Here is a 21,504-nt window from a genome sequence, read left to right as displayed (position 1 = left end):
GACCACCGACGCCGCGGGGGCGGGCGGCGGTGGAAGCGGTGCCGGAGGAGGCGGGGCGGAAGGCGGCGGAGCAGGGGGCGCCGCCATGGGGGACGGAGCCGGAGCGGGCGGTGGCGGCGGGGGAGGCGGAGGAGGGGCAGCCTTCGGAATCAGCCGCAGCGGGCCTTCGGTCGCCACCGGGGCCTCCGCCGTCTTCGGACCGCGCCCGCGGTAGCACTCGTCGCGCTCGGCGGCGCTCCTCATCGGTTCGCAGCGGGCGGCGCGGTCGAGGCAGGCCTGACGCAGGCTGTCCACGGTGATGTTCTCGCAACGGGGCGGCGCGGCCAGGGCGGATGTCCCGCCGGCCAACAGCCACACGCCCGCCACACCGGCGAGCCCCATCAGCCCCCTACGGAGTTCCATCGTCTTTTCCCTGCCGGATAAGGGCACATCCATAGCAAGGCTCCGGCTTGGTGAGGATTGCCCGGAACGGTCCTCTGGCTTGCAATCCGCAGGGGCGGGTTCTAGCGTGCGCGGCATGACCGATGCAGAGGCCCCGATGATCCTCCAGATCAAGTCCCCGCAAGCTGTCCTTCTGGAACGGCCCGCCCACGGCGTGCCGCAGACCAGCGAGATGCTGTTCGGGGAGAGCTTCACCCTGCTGGACCGTGACGGCGATTGGCTGAAGGCGGAGAACCGGACGGACGGCCATGTCGGCTGGCTTCCCCCGGGCACACGGACCGGAACGCCGGTCGCCCCGACCCACCGCGTCGCCGGGCGGACGGCGAACCTGCACCCGGCCCCCACCCACAAGGCCGTGCCCACCGCGGCGCTGAGCTTCGCCAGCCTCGTGACGGTGGCGGAGCAGGCCGACAACGGCTGGGTCCGGCTGGACAACGGGTCCTGGATCTTCGGCAAGCGGCTGGAGCCGGTCGCCAGCCCGCTCGACCGCGCGCCGGTGGACACGGCGCTGCGCTTCCTGGACACACCCTATGTCTGGGGCGGGCGGAGCGGGTTCGGCATCGACTGTTCCGGCCTCGTCCAGGTGGCTCTGGGCGCGGCGGGGATCGTCACCCACCACAGCAGCGGCATGCAGCGCAACGACGACCGGCTGGGGCCGATGCTGTCCACGGACGGGCAGGGGGTGGATTACCGACGCGGCGACATCGTGTTCTTCCCCGGCCATGTCGGGATCATGCTGGACGGCGCCACCCTGCTGCACGCCACCGTCTTCACCATGTCAGTCGTGACCGAACCCCTGGCCGACGTGGCCGCCCGTGCCGAGGGCATCACCGGCGTGCGCCGCCCGCTCCTCTAGCGCCCAACCGACCAGCAGCAGCGTTGGGCCGTCGCCCGCCGCCACGCCCTGCTCGGCCATGACGCCCAGCGTCGTCCGATGGTGGCGCTCGTCGGGGCGGCAGCCGTTCTCCACGGCCAGCACCGGGGTGTCGGGGGAGAGGCCACCCGCGGTCAGGCCGCGCCCGACGCGGCGGGCGGCCTCGCGGCCCATGTAGATCGCCAGCGTGCCCTTCGGGTCGGCCAGCCGCGCCCAGTCGGGCTCGGTCGCGTCGCCCTCGCGGGCGTGGGCGGTGACGAAGGTGACGGCGCGCGACACGCCGCGCTTGGTCAGGGACACCCCGGCGCTGGACGCGCAGCCGAGCGCCGCGGTGATGCCGGGGATCACCGACACGGAGATTCCGGCGCCCTCAAGATGCTCGATCTCCTCGCCGGCCCGCCCGAAGACCATCGGGTCGCCGCCCTTCAGCCGGACAACGCACCGCCCGGTGCGGGCCTGCGCCTCGATCAGCGCGTTGATCGCCTCCTGGGAGTGGGAGTGCCGGCCCGACCGCTTGCCGACGCAAATCAGCTCCACCCCCGGCTGCGCCAGCGCAAGGATGCCCGTCCCGACGAGATGGTCGTAGAGGATCACCTCGGCCTGCGCGATGGCCCGCACCGCCGCGACGGTCAGCAGGTCGGGGTCCCCCGGCCCGGCGCCGACCAGCGTGACGTGTGGCGTCCGCTTGCCCGCCTCCGGGATGGCGCGGGCGACCCGGCGGGCCATGCGCGGGCGCAGCGCCGAGCCCAGCACCGAGCCCAGCGCGGCGCGCAGGGTGACGATGAAGTTGAAACGCTTGTCCCCGGATCGGGAGACGAGACCGTCAAGCCACATGGCAGCGCTGGGCATCGGCGAGGATCTCCTTGAGTTCGGGAATGCAGGAGCCGCAGTTGGTCCCGGCCCGCAGGGCCTGTCCGACCTCCTGGACCGTGGTCAGGCGTTGGCTTTGGATGGCGGCGATCAGGCGGTTGACGCCGACGTCGAAGCAGGAACAGACCGTCCGCCCCTCGTCCGCCGCCGGCACCGGCGACCGTCCGGAGAGCAGGGCACGGCGGGCGGGGCCGTCCAGCGCCTCCGCCGACAGCAGGTCCACCAGCCAGCCGCGGCTGGGCAGAGCGCCCGAACTGGACAGGAACAGGCAGGCTTCCAGCCGGTCGTGGGTCACCCAGGCGCGGCGCAGCACGCCGCGGGCCGCGTCGCTGTAATCGACCGTCGCCCCCGCGAAGCCGACGCCCAGCGCGTCCGGAGCGGGCAGGGCGCCCTCGCCGGCCAGTTCGATCAGGTGGCCGCCGGGGACGGCGCGGCGGGACCAGTAGCCGCCATGGGCGGGCTCCACGGGGCTGCGGGCGATCAGGAAGCCGGTCCAGGCGGCGGGGTAGGGCGCCACCGTCACCGGCATCCGCTTCAGGTCGGGCTGGCCCGACACCGGGTCCACCGCCCTGTCGTCCACCAGCCGCCCGACGACGCAGGCGGCGGTGAAGCGGTCGGTCCAGTGCATGGGCAGGAAGGCGTCGCCCACCCGCTGCGCCTCCGTCACCCGCAGGCGGGCCAGCGCCGTGCCGATGGGGGACGCGATGCGGACCAGGGCACCATCGGTCAGGCCGCGCGCCGCGGCGTCCTGCGGGTGCAGGTCCAGGCACGGTTCCGGCGCGTGGGCGGACAGGCGCGGCGACAGGCCGGTGCGCGTCATGGTGTGCCACTGGTCGCGCAGGCGGCCCGTGTTCAACATCAGCGAACCCGGCTCCATGCTGTGGGGCAAGGGGCGGGGCAAGGGGCGGGGCAGGGGGCGGGAGGTGACGGGGACGAAGCGCGCCCGCCCGTCCTCGGTGAAGAAGCGCCCGTCCGTGTAGAGGCGGCGCGCCGGTTCCCCGCCGACCCGCCGCGGCCAGGGGGCGGGAGCCAGCGTTTCAAATTCAGCGTCGGAAAGCCCGGCGAGGCCGCCGATATCGAAAGCGCGGGTTCCGTCGTTCTCGAAGGCGGACAGGGCGGCGTGCTCGCGGAAGACGCCGGCGGGCGTCTCGAAGGGGAAGGCGGAGGCGAAGCCCATCGCGCGGGCCACCTGGGTGACGATCCACCAGTCGGGCCGTGCCTCGCCGGACAGGGGGCGGAAGGCCCGCTGGCGGGAGATGGTGCGGTCGGAGTTGGTGACGGTGCCGTCCTTCTCGCTCCAGCCCGCGGCGGGCAGGCGGATGTGGGCCAGCCGCGCCGTGTCGGTGTCGGCGATGCAGTCGGAGACGATGACCGTCTCGCAGCGCGCCAGCGCGCGGCGGACGCGGGCGGCGTCGGGCATGCTGACCGCGGGGTTGGTCGCCATGACCCAGACGGCGCGGACCGTGCCCTCCTCGACCGCGCGGAACAGGTCCACCGCCTTCAGGCCGGGCTGGGCGGCGACCCGCGGCGCGTTCCAGAAGCGGCGCAGCCGGTCCACCGACTCCGGCTCGAACCCCATATGGGCGGCGAGCTGGTTGGCGAGCCCGCCGACCTCGCGGCCCCCCATGGCGTTGGGCTGGCCAGTGACGGAGAAAGGCCCCATGCCCGGCGCGCCGATCCGCCCGGTCAGGAAATGGACGTTCAGGATCGCGTTGACCGTGTCCGTCCCCTGCGAGGACTGGTTCACCCCTTGGGAATAGATGGTGACGGTGCGGCGGACCGTTGCGACTTCAGCGTAGAAGGCTTCGACTTCCGCCACCGGCAGACCGCAGACAGCGGCGACATGGGCGAGTGAGGGCGCATCGGCCCGCGCCGCCTCCAGCGCCTTCGCCAGACCGGCGGTGTGCTCCGCCACGAAGCGGGCGTCGATCAAACCGTTGTCGGCCAGATGGGCGAGCAGCCCGTTGAACAGCAGGGCGTCGGTGCCGGGACGGATCGGCAGGTGCCGGTCGGCCCCGTCCACCGCGGCGGTGCGGCGCGGGTCGATGGCGACGATGCGGGTGCCGCGCGCCTGCTTGGCCGCCAGCAGCCGCTGGCTCAGGATCGGATGGCACCAGGCGAGGTTGGAGCCGACCAGCACGACCAGATCGGCCTCCTCCAAGTCTTCATACGTCACCGGCACCGCGTCGGCCCCAAAGCCGCGCTTGTGCCCCGCCACGCTGGAGGCCATGCAGAGGCGCGAGTTGGTGTCGATGTTGGCGGTGCCGATGAAGCCCTTCGCCAGCTTGTTGACGGCGTAATAGTCCTCGGTCAGCAACTGGCCGGAGACGTAGAAGGCCACCGAGTCCGGGCCGTGTTTGGCGATGGTGTCGGACAGGCGCGTTGCGACGGCGGCGATGGCCTCGTTCCAGGCGACGCGCCGCCCGTCCACCTCCGGATGCAGCAGCCGTTCGCCGAGGCCCAGCGTGTCGGAGAGGTTGGTGCCCTTGGAGCAGAGCTTTCCCCGGTTGGCGGGGTGGTCGGGATCGCCAGCCACGCTGACCGTGCCGTCCGCCGCGACGGAGGCCAGCACGCCGCAACCGACCCCGCAATAGGGGCAGGTGGTGCGGATGGGCATATCCCCTCCCGTTCCCCTCTCCCGCCCCGGGAGAGGGTGCCCGCGCAGCGGGCGGGTGAGGGTGCCGCCGAGGATCGGCGCTCCATTCTCGGCGGCACCCTCACCCTCCCACGCTGGAGCGTGGGTCCCTCCCTCTCCCGGGACGGGAGAGGGGCCATCAAGCCGCCCGTCACCCATGGCCGCACCCCCCACGTCCCGGACGGAAGGCCGCCAGCCCGAGCTGCACCGTGCCGTCCACCACCCGCACCGGGCAGTGGCCGGCGCAGCCCTCGTCCGGGCCGACCGCCTCGCCGCTGGCGAGGTCGATCACCCAGTTGTGCAGCGGGCAGGTCACCCGCGCCCCGTGGACGATGCCCTGCGACAGCGGGCCGCCGGCGTGCGGGCAGCGGTCCTCCAGCGCGTAGACCTCGTCCGTGACGGTGCGGAACAGGGCGATGTCGCCGCCTTCGGTCCGCACCACGCGGGAACCCTGGCGGGGAATGTCCTCGACCGAGCCGACGGTGATCCAGGAAATGCTCTGATCCATGTGTCGTTACCCCACCTGAGCGAGCGGTGCGAATTCGTGACGGTCCACCGACCCGCTGGCCCGCTCGGCCCAGGGATCGTCCTGCGAAAAGCTCTGGGAGAAGAGGAAGCGGGCGTTGAGGGCCGCGCGGCCCTCCGGGTCATCGACCAGCCGGCGCTTGATGTGGTCCAGCCCGACCCGCTCCAGCCACGGCGCGGTGCGCTCCAGATAGCGGGCCTCCTCGCGGTAGAGCTGCATGTAGGCGCCGGTGTATTCCAGCACCTCCGCCTCGGTCTCCACCTTCACCAGCAGGTCGCAGGCCCGGACATGCATGCCGCCGTTGCCGCCGACATGCAGCTCGTAGCCGCTGTCCACGCAGACGACGCCGAGGTCCTTGATGGTCGCCTCCGCGCAATTGCGCGGGCAGCCGGAGACGGCCAGCTTCACCTTGTGCGGGGTCCAGGTGCCCCAGGTCATCCGCTCCAGCTTGACGCCCAGGCCGGTGCTGTCCTGCGTGCCGAACCGGCACCATTCCGACCCGACGCAGGTCTTCACCGTGCGCAGCCCCTTGGCGTAGGCGTGGCCGGACACCATGCCGGCGGCGTTCAGGTCCGCCCACACCGCGGGCAGATCCTCCTTCTTCACGCCGAACAGGTCGATGCGCTGGCCGCCGGTGACCTTCACCGTGGGGATGGCAAACTTGTCCACCACGTCGGCGATGGCGCGCAGTTCCTTGGCGCTGGTCAGCCCGCCCCACATGCGCGGAACGACGGAGTAGGTGCCGTCCTTCTGGATGTTGGCGTGGACGCGCTCGTTGATGTAGCGGGACCGGCTGTCGTCCTTGTATTCGCCCGGCCATTCGCACAGCAGGTAATAGTTCAGCGCCGGGCGGCAATGGTGGCAGCCGTCGGGCGTGCGCCATTCCAGCCGCTGCATCACGTCGGGGATGGATTTCAGTTCCAGCGCGGTGATGGCCCGGCGCACCTCGTCGTGGGTGCGGTCGGTGCATTTGCACATCGGCTTGGCCTTCGCCTCGCCCGCATAGCCGTCGCCCAGCGTCAAGGCCAGGAGTTGCTCCACCTGCCCGGTGCAGCTTCCGCAGGAGGCCGAGGCTTTGGTATGAGCCCGCACCTCGTCCAGGCTGGACAGGCCCTTCTCGGTGATCGCCTTGACGATGGTGCCCTTGCACACGCCGTTGCAGCCGCAGATCTCCGCACTGTCGGGGAGCGCTGCAACGGCGGCCTTAGGGTTTGCCGCCCCCTCGCCTCCGAATCCGCCACCAAAATTTGGGCCGAAGATCAGGGTGTCGCGGACCGGCGCCACCTCGGTCCCGTCCTTCAGCATCTGGAAGTACCAGCCGCCATCCTTGGTGTCGCCGTAGAGCACGGCGCCCAGGATGCGGTTCTCCTTGACCACCACGCGCTTGTAGACGCCGCGGGCGGCGTCGCGGAACACGATGTCCTCGCAGTCCTTGCCGCCGGTGAAGTCGCCCGCCGAGAAGACGTCCACCCCCGTCACCTTCAGCTTGGTCGAGGTGACGGAGCCGGTGTAGGCGGACTCCACTCCCCCGGCCAGCCGGTCGGCGGCGACCTTGGCCATCTCGAACAGCGGGGCGACGAGGCCGTAGGTCTGGCCGCGGTGCTCCACGCACTCGCCGACCGACAGGATCGCCGGGTCGGAGGTGGTCATGGCGTCGTCCACCTGGATGCCGCGCCCGCAGGCCAGCCCCGCCGCCTTGCCCAGCGCCATGTTCGGGCGGATGCCCACGGCCATGACGACCAGATCGGCGGGAAGCTCCTGCCCATTTTTCAGGCGAACCGCGGAAACGCGCTCGTTGCCCACTATTTCGGCAGTGTCGGCGCCGGTCAGCACGGCGATGCCGCGGCCTTCCAGCTCGTGCCGCAGCAGCGCCCCGGCAGAGCGGTCGAGCTGCCGTTCCATCAGTGTGTCCATCAGGTGCAGGACGGTGACGTCCATGCCCTTGACCTTCAGGCCATTGGCCGCCTCCAGCCCGAGCAGGCCGCCGCCGATGACCACGGCGCGCCCGCCCCGGGCCGCCGCCTCCAGCATCGTTTCGACATCGGCGAGGTCGCGGAAGCCGACGACGCCGGGCAGGGTGGCGCCGGGCACCGGGATGATGAAGGGGGTGGAACCGGTGGCGATCAGCAGCCGGTCATAGGCAACCGTCAGGCCGGACATGGCCGTGACGGTGCGGTTCGCACGGTCGACCGCCTCCACCCGGTCGCCGGTCAACAGCTTGATTCCGTTGGCCTCGTACCAGTCGCGCCCGTTCAGCACGATCTGTTCGAAGGTCTTCTCCCCGGCCAGCACGGGGGAGAGCATGATGCGGTTGTAGTTGGGGTGCGGCTCGGCGCCGAAGACGGTGATGTCGTAACGGTCCGGCGCCTTGGCCAGCAATTCCTCCAGCGTGCGGATGCCGGCCATGCCGTTGCCGACGACGACCAGCCGCTCGCGCGGCGCCTTCAGCGGGTGGGCCGGGGGCGGTGGATTGGTGTGCGTGCTCATGCTTTGTGCCCTCTTGCGAGGCCGCGAGGCCGAAAAGAAAAGGCGCCCGAAGCCGAGGAAATCCCGCGGGATTCCCAGGGTTTCGGACGCCGTTGTCCGGGTGGTTCGCCGTCGAACCGGCCATGGCGCCGTTGCCCTGGCCTTGATCTGCCCGTCCTTCTGGCAAGCCGCGTGCCAACACTGGCACCAAGGTATGAGAAAGGGACCGGAATGGCGGATTTCCGCCGTTTTCCCGGCCCCACCACCTGTGGAGCCGGACGGGAATGTCGGGACTCGAACACGCGCTTTTGTCTCGCATCGAACAAAAAGCGGTCCGAAAGCCGACAATTTGTGCAATGCATCACCACCAAGGTACCAGCACAAAGAATAGGCAATTCGCGTCAAAGCCGCGGAAACAAAGACCTTTGGCCCTGTTCCGATGCTCTTCATGGCCTTTGGCATGGTCTTTGCGAGACGAACGGCGGGACGCGCCAACGGCGGTGCGTCCATCCCATACGCCCAAGGTTGGGCCCCTCGGCACCGTCGCTGACCCGGTTCGACAGCCCTTCACGGCTGGAGGCCCTCACGGCGCGTCGCCGGTGGGGCGTTGGACCGAGGTCGGGCGTGCCGCGGGGGTCCCGGAACGAGAGATGGAGCGACCGACGTGACCCGAGACGTGACCCGACTTTCCGCCTCCCCCCGCACCGCCCTGCTGTCCGCCGCCGCCACGCTGGCGCTGATGCTCGGGTCCGCCCAGGCCGCGCCGCTCGCCGTGGAGAAGGACCAGCTCAAGCTGGGCTTCATCAAGCTGACCGACATGGCCCCGCTCGCCATCGCGGTGGAGAAGGGCTTTTTCGAGGACGAGGGCCTGTCCGTGACGCTGGAGCCGCAGGCCAACTGGAAGGTGCTGCTCGACCGCGTGATCTCCGGCGAACTGGACGGCGCCCACATGCTGGCCGGCCAGCCGCTGGGCGCCACCATCGGCTTCGGCACCCAGGCCAACGTGGTGACGGCCTTCTCCATGGACCTGAACGGCAACGGCATCACCCTGTCGAACGAGGTGTGGGAGCGGATGAAGCCCAACCTGCCCAAGGGGGCGGACGGCAAGCCGCTGCACCCGATCAAGGCCGACGCGCTGAAGCCGGTCATCGCCCAGTACCGGGCGGAGGGCAAGCCCTTCACCATGGGCATGGTCTTCCCCGTCTCCACCCACAATTACGAGCTTCGCTACTGGCTGGCCGCGGGCGGCATCAACCCCGGCTACTACGCGCCCAACGACGTGTCGGGGCAGATCCAGGCCGACGCCCTGCTCTCCGTCACCCCGCCGCCGCAGATGCCGGCGACGCTGGAGGCCGGGACCATCTTCGGCTACAGCGTCGGCGAGCCGTGGAACCAGCAGGCGGTGATGAAGGGCATCGGCGTGCCGGTCATCACCGACACCGAGATCTGGAAGAACAACCCGGAGAAGGTCTTCGGCGTCACCGAGGGCTGGGCCGCCAAGAACCCCAAGACCCATCTGGCGCTGGTCAAGGCGCTGATCCGCGCCGCCATGTGGCTGGACGAGAACGACAACGCCAACCGCGCCGAGGCGGTGAAGATCCTGGCGAAGTCCGAATATGTGGGGGCCGACGCCAAGGTCATCGCCAACTCGATGACCGGCACCTTCGAGTATGAGAAGGGCGACAAGCGGGCGGTTCCCGACTTCAACGTCTTCTTCCGCTACAACGCCACCTATCCCTTCTACTCCGACGCCGTGTGGTACCTGACGCAGATGCGCCGCTGGGGCCAGATCGCCGAGGCCAAGCCGGACGCCTGGTACGACGAGACCGCCCGCAAGGTCTACAAGCCGGAGATCTACCTGAAGGCCGCGCGGCTGCTGGTGGAGGAGGGCAAGGCCAAGGAGGCCGACTTCCCCTGGACCAGCGACGGCTACAAGCCGCTGGACGAGGGCTTCATCGACGGCATCGCCTACGACGGCCGCAAGCCCAACGACTACCTGTCGAAGCTGCCCATCGGCCTGAAGGGCGGGCAGGCGGTGCAGGGCGGGCAACTGGTCGGCGGTTGAGCGCTTCTTTCCCCGGATGACCCGCGCAAGTGGTCGCGACGGGCCCCCACCCTAACCCTCCCCCGCTCACGCAGGGGAGAGGACTGGCTCCCTCCCCTGCGTGAGCGGGGGAAAGCCGGGGTGGGGGCCGCGGCGCCCCGCGCCAAACAGAAAGAACACCCGATGACCAGCGTGACCGAAGCCTCCACCCTCTCCTCCGCCGAGGCGATCCGCGCCCGGCGCAAGGCCCGCCTCGCCCAGGCGCTGAACCGCACCGCCGCCACCCTTCAGATCGTCGGGTTCGGCTGGCTCAGCCCGCTGCTCCGCATGGCCGCCGGCGACAGCCCGCGCCAGCAGGGGCGGGAGCTGTGGCAGCAGATGGGCGTGCCGCTGACCGCCCTGATGCTGTTCGTCGCCGCCTGGGCGTGGCTGGCGCCGCAGGTGAACACCAGCCTGGGCGCCATCCCCGGTCCCGCCCAGGTGTGGGAGCAGGTGGGCAACCTCCGCGCCGACCATCAGGCCGAACGCGCCAAGGAGGCCGCCTTCTACGACCGGCAGGCCAAGCGCAACGCCGAACTGCTGGCCAAGGACCCCGCCGCCGAGGTGAAGACCAGGCCCTACGCCGGCAAGCCGACCTATCTGGACCAGATCCTGACCAGCCTGAAGACGGTCTTCACCGGCTTCCTGCTGGGGGCGCTGGTGGCGGTGCCGCTGGGGGTGGCCTGCGGCCTGTCGCGCACGGTCAACGCGGCGATGAACCCGCTGATCCAGCTCTTCAAGCCGGTGTCGCCGCTGGCCTGGCTGCCGCTGGTCACCATGGTGGTCAGCGCCACCGTGTCGAGCGACAACCCGACCTTCGAGAAATCCTTCCTGACCTCCGCCATCACGGTGACGCTCTGCTCGCTGTGGCCGACGCTGATCAACACGGCGGTCGGCGTGTCCTCCATCGACAAGGACCTGATGAATGTGGGGAAGGTGCTGCAACTGTCCGGCCCTACGATGGTGCGCCGGCTCGTGCTGCCCTCCGCACTGCCCTACATCTTCACCGGCCTGCGGCTGTCGCTGGGCGTGGGCTGGATGGTGCTGATCGCGGCGGAGATGCTGGCCCAGAACCCCGGCCTCGGCAAGTTCGTGTGGGACGAGTTCCAGAACGGCTCCTCCAACTCGCTGGCCCGCATCATGGTGGCGGTCTTCACCATCGGCCTGATCGGCTTCCTGCTGGACCGCGTGATGCTGGCGTTCCAGGCCGCCGTTTCCCACACCGGCACCCGCTGAGGAGTCCCCGAGCATGGCCATCCTTGAGCTGAAGAACGTCGCGAAGTCCTACGGCGGGACCGAGGTGCTGCGCGGAATCGACCTGTCCATCGCGGAGGGGGAGTTCGTCGCCATCGTCGGCTTCTCCGGCGCCGGCAAGACCACGCTGGTCAACCTGATGGGCGGGCTGGCCGAGCCGGATGTGGGTGAGGTGCTGTTCCGCGGCCAGCCGGTGCGCGGGCCGGGGGCGGAGCGCGGCGTCGTGTTCCAGAACTACTCGCTGATGCCCTGGCTCAGCGTGAAGGACAATGTGGCGCTGGCCGTGGACGCCGTGCACAAGGGCAAGCCGTCGCCGGAGCGCGGCGTGCTCACCCGCCGGGCGGTGGAGACGGTGGGGCTGGGCCACGCCACCGACCGCCGCCCCAAGGAGCTGTCGGGCGGCATGCGCCAGCGCGTCGGCTTCGCCCGCGCGCTGGCCATGAGCCCGGAGATGCTGCTGCTGGACGAGCCGCTGTCGGCGCTGGACGCGCTGACCCGCGCCAAGCTGCAGGACGAGATCGAGGCGATCTGGCGCAAGGACCGCAAGACGGTGGTGCTGATCACCAACGACGTGGACGAGGCGATCCTGCTGGCCGACCGCATTATCCCGCTGACGCCGGGTCCGGGGGCGACGCTCGGCCCCGCCTTCGCGGTGGACCTGCCGCGCCCGCGCGACCGCACCGCCGTGAACCACGACCCCGACTTCAAGCGCCTGCGCGCCGAGGTCACCGCGTGGCTGATGGAGGCCGGGGCCAGCCGCGCCGCCGCCACGGTGGACGAGAGCCTGACCCTGCCGGCGGTCACGCCGGTCACCGCCGCCCCGCCGCCCAAATCCTATCTGGCCAAATTCAATCTGTTGGGCCAGCCGGGCGGCCTGTCCGACGACCGTTACGTGGAGTTCAGCCGGGTCACCAAGACCTTCGCCACGCCGAAGGGGCCGCTGACCGTGGTGGACGGCTTCAACCTGAAGATGCGCAAGGGCGAGTTCATCTCCCTGATCGGCCATTCGGGCTGCGGCAAGTCCACGGTGCTGTCGATGGTCGCCGGGCTGGCCGACGTGTCCAGCGGCGGCATCGTTCTGGACGGCAAGGAGGTGACCGGCGCCGGCCCCGACCGGGCGGTGGTTTTCCAGGCGCCCAGCCTGTTCCCCTGGCTGACCGCCCTGGAGAACGTGATGCTGGGGGTGGACCGCGTCTATCCGCAGGCGGGACGGGGGGAGCGCAACGACATCGCCCGCTACTACCTGTCGCGCGTCGGGCTGGGCGACGCCATGCACAAGAAGGCGGCGGAGCTGTCCAACGGCATGAAGCAGCGCGTCGGCATCGCGCGGGCCTTCGCCCTGTCGCCGAAGCTGCTGCTGCTGGACGAGCCCTTCGGCATGCTGGACAGCCTGACCCGCTGGGAGCTTCAGGAGGTGCTGATGGAGGTGTGGGCGCGCACCCAGGTCACCGCCATCTGCGTCACCCACGACGTTGACGAGGCGATCCTCCTGGCCGACCGTGTGGTGATGATGTCCAACGGGCCGAACGCCCGCATCGGCCACATCCTGGAGGTGGACATCCCCCACCCCCGGACCCGGCAGGCCCTGCTGGAGCATCCCCGCTACTACGCCTACCGGGAGGAGTTGCTGAACTTCCTGGAAGGCGGGCATCACGGGACGGCGAAAGCGGCGTGACTGGGGCGGCGTAAGGCGGAACCTTGGGAAGAGGGCGGAGCGGGCATGGCGAACAAACCCCTGACCATCCTGGTGGCCGGCTCCGACTCCGCCGCCACGCGGACCGTGGAGGACGGGCTGGCCGGGACGGGGCGCGACCGGGTTGCCGCCGACCGGATCGCCGCCGACCGGATCACCGTGGTCCACGGCTTCGGCGAGCTGCCCGCCCGCATCGCCGCGCTGGCCCCGGACGCGGTCGTCGCGGCGTTGGGAGAGCCGGACCGCGCCACGCTGGACGGCTTCTTCCGGCTGGCCCGTGCCGGCGGCTGCGCCGTCGTGCTGTTCGCCGACCGCGCGGACCCCGGCGTCGCCACCCAGGCGGCGGAGGCCGGGGTCGCCGCCTTCGTCCTGGACGGGCTGCACCCCGCCCGTGTGCGGCCGATCCTGGAAACGGCGCTGGCCCGCTTCGCTGCTTTTGAAACGCTGAAACGCGAACGCGACGAGGCCCGCACGCAGCTCGCCGACCGCAAGCTGATCGAGCGGGCGAAGGGCATCCTGATGCAGCAGAAATCCCTGACGGAGGAGGAGGCCTACAACGCCCTGCGCAAGGCCGCCATGAAGCAGGGCCGGCGCATCGCCGACATCGCCCAAAGCGTCATCACCGCCGCCCAGATCGAGCTGTGACGCCTTTCGTATCAAGGGCTTGAGGGGGCGATGATACGGAACGCCGCGTTTGCTTCCGACACTGGCGCATGGAAGAATCGGCGAATCGCAAATTGTGGAAGTCCCCCACAGTGCCAGAGTCCCGGAGTCCCGGCAAGCCATCCCTGAGGACGCTTCGGAGACTGTCTTCAGAACCGGCATGGCCTGCCAAAACAGCGCGTCAACCCGCCGTTCCAGGGCTTCTTTGAAAAGCACCGCATGAGCAGGCCCACATCACTGCGCAGCAAGTCATTTACGAATGACGCCCGACATTACGTTTAGAAAATAGCGGTAAAGTGATTGCGCTGCACTCTTGAACCGTATTGGCTTTATTCGGATCGGCTTGGCCCAAAAATATCATACCGTATCTTGCCGTTTTCCGGTCAATGCTTCATCCGATTGGAGGGGGCATGGCACGGACGAAGATCGCTGTTTTCACAGCCACGACGCAAGGCACGGGCACGGAGCCCTGGGTGACTGACGGCACGCCGTCGGGGACGCGCCTCCTCGCCGACATCAGGCCGGGCGAACAGGGAAGCGCTCCACAGGACGCTGTCGTCGCCGGCGGCAAGATCTTCTTCACCGCCGATGATGGCCTCCACGGTCGCGAACTCTGGGTCACGGACGGCAGCAACGGCGGAACCCGGATGTTCGACGCCGCTGCCGGCGCCGCATCCGGCGCTCCGGACGACCTGACTGTGGTCGGCGACCGGCTGTTCTTCACCGCCGACGACGGCATTCACGGCCGTGAGCTGTGGGTGAGCGATGGGACTGCGGCGGGCACCCGCATGGTTGCCGACCTCATGCCGGGAACCCAGGGGTCCTCACCATCGGCGCTGGCGGCCGCACACGGCCGGATCTACCTGCACGCGGACGGCGGGACTCATGATGGCATCTGGAGTTCCGACGGCACCACCGCCGGGACCCGCCTCTTCCATGAGATGGCGCCACTCTCGCCATGGTCCTACGGCATCACCTTGGTCGGCATGAATGACGGAGGGCTGGCCTTCCACGAGGGGACCGCGTCCTGGCCCTCAAAGCTCACCTTCGTCAACGCTGACGGCACCCCGACGGCCTTCACGAACCTCGTTCCCGACAGCGGGGCCATCCGCTATGCCGCCACGCCGGACGGCATCGTGGCGTCGGTCACCAACGTGATCGACTGGACCGGCAGCATGGAGTGGCCTACCGCCGTCCGGCATTCGACCTTCTGGATCACCGACGGCACCCCCGAGGGCACGCGGTACCTTGGCGATCTGACGATGCAGGGCTGGGACCTCGACCGCGTCGTCGGCGTGCGCAACGGCCATGTGGTGTTCACAAGCGACATGGACACCTACCGGGTGGAACAAGGGTCCGCCTCGCGGATTGGCGTGCTGGACGAAGCCACGGGTCAGGTGAGCTTCCTGCCGGGACAGGAGCTTGCCAGTCCGCTCGGATGGCTCGATCAGGGGCCGCCCGGTGAGGAGGGCGACCGTCTGCTCTTCCTGGACGAGAGCTATTGGTCGGGCACCCAACGCCTCCTTGCGACCGACGGCACAGCGGAGGGGACCGCCACCCTCCATCAGAACGATTGGATGTACCAGGATGTCGCGATCGCCGGCGACCGAGCGTTCTTCCTAACGGACCAGAGCGGAAGCAATTCCGCTGGGCTGTGGGTGACCGATGGCACCTCCGAAGGCACGCACCGGGTGCTGGACACGGCGGGAGGAGCGTCCGGCGACACGTTGCTCGGGGAATTCGACGGCCGCGTGCTGGGCTTCGATCGCGACTATTCCGCCAACACCGATCGGTTCCTCCTGTCCGACGGCACGGCGGACGGCACCGTCATGCTCTCTGAGCTTCCCCCCGGAACCGGGGCCGATTACTGGGATCACACGGCCAAGCTGCTCGGCGTCATCGCGGCGCCGGACGGCATCCGCAAGGGGTCTGACGGCAACGACACGCTGTGGGGCGAGGACGGTGCGGACCGGATTCACGGCTTGGGCGGCAACGACCGCATCCTGGCCGGCGCCGGGGACGACCGGTTGAACGGGGGCGCCGGCGCGGACTACATTGACGGAGCGGACGGCGACGATCGCCTCTACGGCATGTCCGGACGGGACGTCCTTGTCCCGGGAGCGGGGCGCGACATCATTGATGGTGGTGCTGGCGACGATGTGCTGCTCGCGGAGCGGGACGGCGAAAGCGACCAGTTCTTCTTTGCCCCGGGCAGCGGCGCCGACCTGCTGACGGCCTTCGACCCGCTCCTGGACGTCATCATCCTGACGGGTTTCGCGCGGGACATCGGCTCGGCGGCATGGCGGGCGGAGCACCTGACCGAGTTGGGAGACAGTGTGCAGGTCGATCTCGGCGGTGGGGACAGTATCCTGGTCCTGAACGCAATGGCTCAGGACCTCCGCTTCACGGTCATCGACCCAAGCGTCTGAAGCGGATGGCGATCCGCTTCAACCGGCGGCGCAGCGCCGAACCGGACGCCGTGGACGGCTCCGCTCCATCGGCTCGTCTTCCAGACGCTCGATGATCTCGGCAAGCTTGGCGTTCTTGAATCTCATGGCTGAACGTCGGCAGATTACAGCCAACGATTATTGGCACCCGCCTCTTAGCCCCTCTCGCGCTGGCTGAAAGCAGCGCTGACGGCGACAGGCGGATGTTTCAAATTCAGCGTTTCCGGACACCGCTTTCCACTGTTGACACAACATGACCGAATCCGAAGGCCCGATTCCCGACATCGTCGCACCCGGCCTGGCTGCCCTGTTCGTCGGCTTCAATCCGGGAACGCGCTCCGGCCTGCTCGGCCACAATTACGCGGGACGCGGAAACCAGTTCTGGAAGTTGCTGGCGGAGTCCGGGCTGACGCCGCGCCTGCTGCGTCCGGAGGAGGACCGGCTCCTGCCGGAGTTCGGGCTGGGCTCCACCAACCTCGTGGCGCGGGCGACGCCAAGCGCCGCCGATCTCAGCCGGGCGGAACTGCGCGGCGGGGTGCCGCGGCTGCGCGCCCTGGTCGCGGCATTCCAGCCGCGGGTGGTCGCCTATACGGGGAAGGGGGTCTATCTCGCCGCCGCGGACCGCGACCGGGCGGCGTGGGGCGTGCAGCCGGACAGCCTGTTCGACGGTCCGGTGGACGTCGTGCTGCCCTCGCCCAGCGGGCTCGCCCGCCTGCCCTTCGGGGAAAAACTGCGCTGGTTCCGCGAGGTGAAGCGGGTGATCGACGCTGAAGTTGACACCCGCCGCTGACGTCGGCGGGTGTCCGTTACAAATTCAGCGTTGCCAACGGTCAGGCCAGCAACTCGTCCAGAAGGGCATGCAGGCGGCGCAGTTCCTGCCATTGCGCCTCGCTGAGCTGCTTGCGGTGCGCCCGCAGCTCCCCGGCGTCCACGGCGGAAAAGTCCTTGGCGATGCGCTGGACGGCGGAGACGAAACGCACCGCCGGGGCCGGCTGGGCCTTCGCCGCCGCGTCCGGCGGCTCCCCGCCGGCCAATTGGGCGCGCTTCGCCTCGCGCAGCGCCTTGACGGTGCCGCCGTCCTTCACCGTGTCCCACAGCTTCTTCTGAAGGACGGGATCGTCCACCGCGGCGATCTCCGTCAGGATGCTTTTCGGGACGGAGCGGTGGCGCGTTTCAAATTCAGCGACGATCTCCGCCGGCAGACGCAGCAGGGACAGGGTGCGGGTCACCTCCGCCTGGCTGCGCCCGATCACCTGCCCCAGCGCCTCGTGCGTGTAGTCGTGCCGCTCGACCAGCCGGGCGAAGGCGCGGGCCAGCTCCATGGCGTCGAGATCCACGCGCTGGATGTTCTCGATGAGGGCCAGCTCGTCCGGGTCGCCGTCGGTGACGATGGCGAAGATGGTCTGACGCCCGGCCAGCCCGCAGGCCCGCAGGCGCCGCTCGCCGGCGATCAGGCGGTAGTCGCCGTCGCCCAGATCCTGCACCAGAACCGGCTGCTTCAGCCCGTGGCGGGCGATGGAGTTCGCCAGTTCCTGGAGCGACTGCTCGTCGAAATGGCGGCGCGGCTGGTCGGGGTTGGGGTGCACCCGGTCGAGATCGACCTCGATCAGCCGCGGAAAATCGGCGGACAGCCCGAACAGCGCGTCCCCGCCGCGCTGCGCCGCCTTGTCGAAAATGCGGGTGCTGGTCCGTTCGAGCTTACGAGACATGGGCGTCTTCCGCAGTCTGGAGGTGGGCGGCCAGTTCGCGCGCCAGTTCGCCATAGGCCTGGACGCTGTTGGAATTCGGGTCGGCCTCGATGGCCGGTCGGCCCGCGCCCGACGCCTGGGCGAACAGGGTGGCGCGCGGCACCGCGTTCAGAACGCGGGTGCGTCCCTCGTAATGCTCCTGAATCTCGCGCAGGCTGGCCTGATCCTGCGTCAAGCGGGACGAGAACATGGTCGGCAGGATGCCGAAGATGTTCAGCGACGGGTTCGAGCGGCGGCGGATCTTGGCGATGGTCTCCAGCAGCAGCGGCACGCCCAACCCGGCGAACACCTCCGTCTGCACGGGAATCAGCACGAGATCGCTGGCCGCCAGCGCGTTGATGGTCAGAAGGCCGAGGTTGGGCGGGCAGTCGATCACGATGACGTCGTAACGGTTCCGCACCTCCGCCAGCTTCTCCTTCAGGACCAGGGAGTTGTCCGGCTCGGCCACCAGCTCCGTCTCCGCCGCGGCGAGGCCGATGCTGGAGGGGGCGAGCATGACGGCGCCGCCGCACACCGGCTGGAGGATGCTGTCGAAGGACGCCCCGCCGCGCACCACATTATAGATGCCCTTGCGGTGGGTCTCGATCTCGCCGGGGTCGAGGCCCATGTGGACGGTGGCGTTGCCCTGGGGATCGCTGTCGAGAAGCATCACCTTCAGGCCCAGCGTGGACAGCGCATAGGACAGGTTGACCGCCGTCGTCGTTTTGCCCACGCCGCCCTTCTGATTCGCGACGGCGACCACGGCGCGCTGCATCTTGGGCACCCCGGCGTTCTGGGGCACGGCGGCCATGCCGCCCTGGCCGGCCAGGAATCCGGCCACCTGCTGGGGGATGCGCTCCGCCCCGCTCTCCCACCGGCTGATCCGCGAGCGGTCGTAGCGGCGGTTCAGCGCGCCATTGAGCCATGTCGCAAAGCTCAACTGGTCCTCGCCGCGCCGTTCGCGGATGGCGCGCAGTTCTTCCCCGTTCATCGGGCCTCCGGCTTTCCCTGTGATTGGCCCCTTTTCGCAAAATGTGACGCAACTGGTCAAGCCGCAGCGCGCCGAATTGCGTCAAATGGCTGTGGGAAAGCCCGTCATGCGACGTCGTATGGGACCTTGGTCATAAAAAGGATGGCTTCCGGCGGGCGAAACCGGGCGGCGCGAAACCGTTCCGGAGACGAATCGACCGATACCCCGTCAAGCCCATTTTCCAAAGCGTTACCAATTCAGCGTTGTCCGGCGGATGCCGTTCCGATTCGGGCCTTGATACGCCTGGAGTCTGCCGTTTCAAATTCAGCGTCGGATGCCGAGTCGCCGGTTTCCGCCGCCGTTGCAAGATCTGCGCGGGACTCGCCGAGTCGGCTAAGCCCCGGAAAGCCTTGGGTTTCCGAGTCGAATGTTACCAATTCTGCGTTGGTGCCGAGTCGCCTTTGTATCAAATTCAGCGTCGGAGGCGGTTGACAGTTGACGGTCCGGCCAGGGCACCCTCGATGAGCCGCGATGCCCGCTCCGGTGGAGGATCATCGTCCGGAACACCCCCGAATGCCCGGTTGGCGATTCTCCACCCCGTCCGCCGTTGCGTTTTCAGCGAAGGAGGTCGCGCCAGCACCCGCGCAACCGGTCTAACCGGAGAATCCTATAGGGACTCATATAGGACATGGTTGCGAGTTCAGCGTGGATAACCGCCTTTCGTGACTCGTCTTCAGCGTGGATGAGCGAGTCCCCGTTGCGACTTCGGCGTCGCTGCCGTTGCGGAATCAGCGAGCCGATCCGGCCCGTTTCGCCCTCTGCGATTCCAACTCAGCGTGGACAAGCCCGTCCGGCTGTGGACAAGCGGCCGGACGGCACCCGGCGGTCCGGTGGCGACGCTGATTTTGAAACGCCGGCTTGGCCGTTGCGCAGCGGTCGGGGCCGCGAGAGGCGCCTTCGCTGAAGTTGAGTCGGAATCTGCAGCTTCCGTTGCGACTTCAGCGATTCGTGGGATGGACCCGCTTCACAGCCACCACATTTTGTGTTTTCTGGGATGACAGCAACGTGACCGAACGAGGCCGGAGGGGTCCTATGGCGAAAATCCACGAGCAGCTTACCCTGGAGGGATTCGAGGCGGTTCTTGCCCGCACCGAAGACCCCAAGGAGCGCCGCCGTGTGATCATGGCCCATGAAGCGCTGTCCAACGAGATGGACGCGATCGGCTATCTGCACGCCGGATTCTGCCAAGCCTCCCTGCCGCACCGCAAGCCGAAGGACGAGACCGCCCCCTGGGTCCGCAACAACGGCAAGTACCAGCTCGTCGTCCGCCCCGGCATCCTGCCGCTGCGCGACGGCACGGTCCTGGACGTCGGCGTTCCCTACGGCGCCAAGGCGCGCCTGATCATGATCTACCTCCAGACCGAGGCCCGCAAGACGCGCAGCGCCCACGTCGATCTGGGGCCGAGCATGAGCGCGTGGCTGCGCCGCCTGGGGCTGGCCCCCACCGGTGGCGAGCGCGGGAACTACAAGCCGGTGCGCGAGCAGGTGCTGCGGATCGCCCGTAGCGAATTCACCCTGCGCACCACCACCGGCCCGTCCACCGCGGAGATCTCCGACCAGCGCCTGATCGACGGGATCAAGCTGTGGCGCGACGAGGAGGACACGCCCGATCTGTTCCGCACCGGCGGCGAGTGGGTGCGCTTCGTCCGCCTGACCCAGAGCTTCTTCGAGCATCTGATGGAGCACGCCGTCCCGCTGGACGAGCATGCCATCGCCAAGCTGAAGAACTCGGCCCTGGCGCTCGACGCCTATGTGTGGCTGGTCCACCGCCTGCACCGTCTGGACAAGCAGACGGTGGTTCCCTGGCACGCGCTGTCGCAGCATTTCGGTTCGGTCAGCGAGCACCGCGTCCTGGCCTTCCGCCTGAAGGAGGCGCTGAAGGACGTTATGGCCGTTTATCCCGACGCGAACATCGAGCCGACCTCCAAGGGCCTCGTCCTGCGCCCGTCGGCCCCCGCCGTGCCGTCGAACAAGCATCTCGTCCTGCGCCCCGTCCGGGGCTGACGGCTTTTCCACGACAGAGACACAGAGGGATAGGAGGCAGGGCACCACCGACCAGCCCTCTGTGCCTCTGTGTTTCTGTGGTGAATCCCACACCACCCGGAACGCCTCACAGAGGCAGCAGCAGCTCCCGCTCCGCCGCCGCGTCCGGCGACGGCACCGCCAGGGACCCGTGGACCACCGTCACGGCGCTGCGCCCGCCGCCCAGCGGAGTGACGCGCACCTGGACGCCGATCCGCTCCACCAGCGCCGGGACGTGGCTGATGACCCCCACCTGCCGCCCCGTGGCCTGAAGCGCCTCCAGGCAGGACAGCGCCAGATCCAGGCTGCCGGGGTCCAGCGTGCCGAACCCCTCGTCGATGAACAGCGTGCCGATCCCGCCGCCTCCGCCGCCCCCCGCCATCGCCGACAGGCCGAGCGCCAGGGCCAGCGAGACCAGGAACATCTCGCCGCCGGACAGGCTGTGCACGCCGCGCCGCTCGTCGCCCATCTCACCGTCCACCACCTGGATCTCCAGGTCGGCCCCGCCCACCCGCTCCAGCCGGTAGCGGCGGGCGAGATCCGCCAGATAGCGGTTCGCCTGAACCAGAAGCAGGTCGAGGCTGAGGCTCTGGGCGAAGTTGCGCAGCTTCCGCCCGTCGGCGGAACCGATGAGCTGCGCCATGGCCGCCCACAGCCCGTGCGCCGTGCGCTGCGCCTCCACCCGGTCGAGCACGGCGGCGAGGCGGCTGCGGTTCTCCGCATCGGCGCGCAGCCGCGCCTGGGCCTCGCCCAGCCGTCCGCGGGCCTCCTGA

Annotated in this window: 16 protein-coding genes; 8 read left to right on the top strand and 8 right to left on the bottom strand. The window is 69.3% G+C overall.

Translation table 11 applies throughout. From position 1 onward, the window contains the following. The coding region (locus QSG27_RS18835) for a hypothetical protein (protein WP_306708812.1) at window positions 1-402 on the bottom strand (402 nt) is incomplete at its 3' end. Between the two features lie 115 nt (window positions 403-517). Between QSG27_RS18835 and QSG27_RS18830 the strand changes: the two genes are divergently transcribed. After that, a complete protein-coding gene (locus tag QSG27_RS18830) occupies window positions 518-1,297 on the top strand; it encodes a C40 family peptidase (protein WP_306708810.1) in 780 nt (259 codons plus the stop codon). Here the strand turns inward: QSG27_RS18830 and cobA are convergent. From cobA to nirB, 4 genes are all read right to left on the bottom strand, one after another. Next, entirely contained in the window at window positions 1,220-2,164 is a 945-nt protein-coding gene (cobA, locus tag QSG27_RS18825) for a uroporphyrinogen-III C-methyltransferase (RefSeq protein WP_306708808.1), read from the bottom strand. The genes QSG27_RS18830 and cobA overlap by 78 nt on opposite strands. Continuing rightward, window positions 2,139-4,802: a nitrate reductase gene (locus tag QSG27_RS18820; protein WP_306708806.1), complete on the bottom strand. Its 2,664-nt coding sequence runs from the start codon at window positions 4,800-4,802 to the stop codon at window positions 2,139-2,141. Before QSG27_RS18820 ends, cobA begins: the two co-directional genes overlap by 26 nt. A gap of 169 nt (window positions 4,803-4,971) precedes the next feature. Further along, complete coding sequence (gene nirD / locus QSG27_RS18815) at window positions 4,972-5,328, bottom strand: nitrite reductase small subunit NirD (protein WP_306708805.1); 357 nt, start codon at window positions 5,326-5,328, stop codon at window positions 4,972-4,974. Between the two features lie 6 nt (window positions 5,329-5,334). Further along, window positions 5,335-7,833: a nitrite reductase large subunit NirB gene (gene nirB, locus QSG27_RS18810; protein ID WP_306708803.1), complete on the bottom strand. Its 2,499-nt coding sequence runs from the start codon at window positions 7,831-7,833 to the stop codon at window positions 5,335-5,337. Between the two features lie 655 nt (window positions 7,834-8,488). On the opposite strand from nirB, the gene QSG27_RS18805 reads away from it, so the two are divergent. The 6 genes from QSG27_RS18805 to QSG27_RS18780 all read left to right on the top strand — a co-directional run bounded on the left by QSG27_RS18805 (window position 8,489) and on the right by QSG27_RS18780 (window position 16,742). Continuing rightward, window positions 8,489-9,877, top strand: coding sequence for a CmpA/NrtA family ABC transporter substrate-binding protein (locus tag QSG27_RS18805; protein ID WP_306708801.1), 1,389 nt, complete (start codon window positions 8,489-8,491; stop codon window positions 9,875-9,877). A 162-nt stretch (window positions 9,878-10,039) separates the two neighbouring features. Continuing rightward, entirely contained in the window at window positions 10,040-11,131 is a 1,092-nt protein-coding gene (locus QSG27_RS18800) for an ABC transporter permease (protein WP_306708799.1), read from the top strand. Between the two features lie 13 nt (window positions 11,132-11,144). Continuing rightward, on the top strand, window positions 11,145-12,824 hold the full coding sequence (locus QSG27_RS18795) for an ABC transporter ATP-binding protein (RefSeq protein WP_306708797.1): 1,680 nt from the start codon (window positions 11,145-11,147) through the stop codon (window positions 12,822-12,824). A gap of 45 nt (window positions 12,825-12,869) precedes the next feature. Beyond that, window positions 12,870-13,487: an ANTAR domain-containing response regulator gene (locus QSG27_RS18790; protein ID WP_306708795.1), complete on the top strand. Its 618-nt coding sequence runs from the start codon at window positions 12,870-12,872 to the stop codon at window positions 13,485-13,487. Window positions 13,488-13,915: 428 nt separating this feature from the next. After that, window positions 13,916-15,934, top strand: coding sequence for an ELWxxDGT repeat protein (locus tag QSG27_RS18785; protein ID WP_306708793.1), 2,019 nt, complete (start codon window positions 13,916-13,918; stop codon window positions 15,932-15,934). 271 nt (window positions 15,935-16,205) lie between these two features. Next, a complete protein-coding gene (locus QSG27_RS18780; RefSeq protein ID WP_306708791.1) occupies window positions 16,206-16,742 on the top strand; it encodes a mismatch-specific DNA-glycosylase in 537 nt (178 codons plus the stop codon). 40 nt (window positions 16,743-16,782) lie between these two features. Here QSG27_RS18780 and QSG27_RS18775 read toward each other — a convergent pair whose 3' ends face one another. After that, window positions 16,783-17,661: a ParB/RepB/Spo0J family partition protein gene (locus tag QSG27_RS18775; protein WP_306708789.1), complete on the bottom strand. Its 879-nt coding sequence runs from the start codon at window positions 17,659-17,661 to the stop codon at window positions 16,783-16,785. Beyond that, window positions 17,651-18,670, bottom strand: a complete 1,020-nt coding sequence (locus QSG27_RS18770) for a ParA family protein (protein ID WP_306708787.1) — start codon at window positions 18,668-18,670, stop codon at window positions 17,651-17,653. Before QSG27_RS18770 ends, QSG27_RS18775 begins: the two co-directional genes overlap by 11 nt. A 1,071-nt stretch (window positions 18,671-19,741) precedes the next feature. Here QSG27_RS18770 and QSG27_RS18765 point away from each other — a divergent pair. Continuing rightward, the gene (locus QSG27_RS18765; protein ID WP_306708785.1) at window positions 19,742-20,713 is read left to right on the top strand and encodes a replication protein RepA; all 972 of its coding nucleotides are present in this window, start codon (window positions 19,742-19,744) and stop codon (window positions 20,711-20,713) included. Between the two features lie 106 nt (window positions 20,714-20,819). On the opposite strand, the gene QSG27_RS18760 is transcribed toward QSG27_RS18765, so the two are convergent. After that, window positions 20,820-21,504 (bottom strand): SbcC/MukB-like Walker B domain-containing protein (locus tag QSG27_RS18760; RefSeq protein ID WP_306708783.1); only part of this gene is annotated, 685 nt, incomplete at its 5' end.

The organism is Azospirillum isscasi (assembly GCF_030849505.1).
In the GTDB taxonomy this organism is placed as follows: Bacteria; Pseudomonadota; Alphaproteobacteria; order Azospirillales; family Azospirillaceae; genus Azospirillum; species Azospirillum isscasi.
The sequence above is the reverse complement of the archived record's forward strand: the minus strand, read 5'-3'. Positions and strand labels throughout refer to the sequence as shown.

Coding starts and splice junctions, on each gene's coding strand:
- cobA (WP_306708808.1), bottom strand. CDS start 2,164: ATGCCCAGCGCTGCCATGTGGCTTGACGGTCTCGTCTCCCGATCCGGG.
- QSG27_RS18765 (WP_306708785.1), top strand. CDS start 19,742: ATGGCGAAAATCCACGAGCAGCTTACCCTGGAGGGATTCGAGGCGGTT.
- QSG27_RS18785 (WP_306708793.1), top strand. CDS start 13,916: ATGGCACGGACGAAGATCGCTGTTTTCACAGCCACGACGCAAGGCACG.
- nirD (WP_306708805.1), bottom strand. CDS start 5,328: ATGGATCAGAGCATTTCCTGGATCACCGTCGGCTCGGTCGAGGACATT.
- QSG27_RS18780 (WP_306708791.1), top strand. CDS start 16,206: ATGACCGAATCCGAAGGCCCGATTCCCGACATCGTCGCACCCGGCCTG.
- nirB (WP_306708803.1), bottom strand. CDS start 7,833: ATGAGCACGCACACCAATCCACCGCCCCCGGCCCACCCGCTGAAGGCG.
- QSG27_RS18790 (WP_306708795.1), top strand. CDS start 12,870: ATGGCGAACAAACCCCTGACCATCCTGGTGGCCGGCTCCGACTCCGCC.
- QSG27_RS18820 (WP_306708806.1), bottom strand. CDS start 4,802: ATGCCCATCCGCACCACCTGCCCCTATTGCGGGGTCGGTTGCGGCGTG.
- QSG27_RS18830 (WP_306708810.1), top strand. CDS start 518: ATGACCGATGCAGAGGCCCCGATGATCCTCCAGATCAAGTCCCCGCAA.
- QSG27_RS18800 (WP_306708799.1), top strand. CDS start 10,040: ATGACCAGCGTGACCGAAGCCTCCACCCTCTCCTCCGCCGAGGCGATC.
- QSG27_RS18775 (WP_306708789.1), bottom strand. CDS start 17,661: ATGTCTCGTAAGCTCGAACGGACCAGCACCCGCATTTTCGACAAGGCG.
- QSG27_RS18770 (WP_306708787.1), bottom strand. CDS start 18,670: ATGAACGGGGAAGAACTGCGCGCCATCCGCGAACGGCGCGGCGAGGAC.
- QSG27_RS18795 (WP_306708797.1), top strand. CDS start 11,145: ATGGCCATCCTTGAGCTGAAGAACGTCGCGAAGTCCTACGGCGGGACC.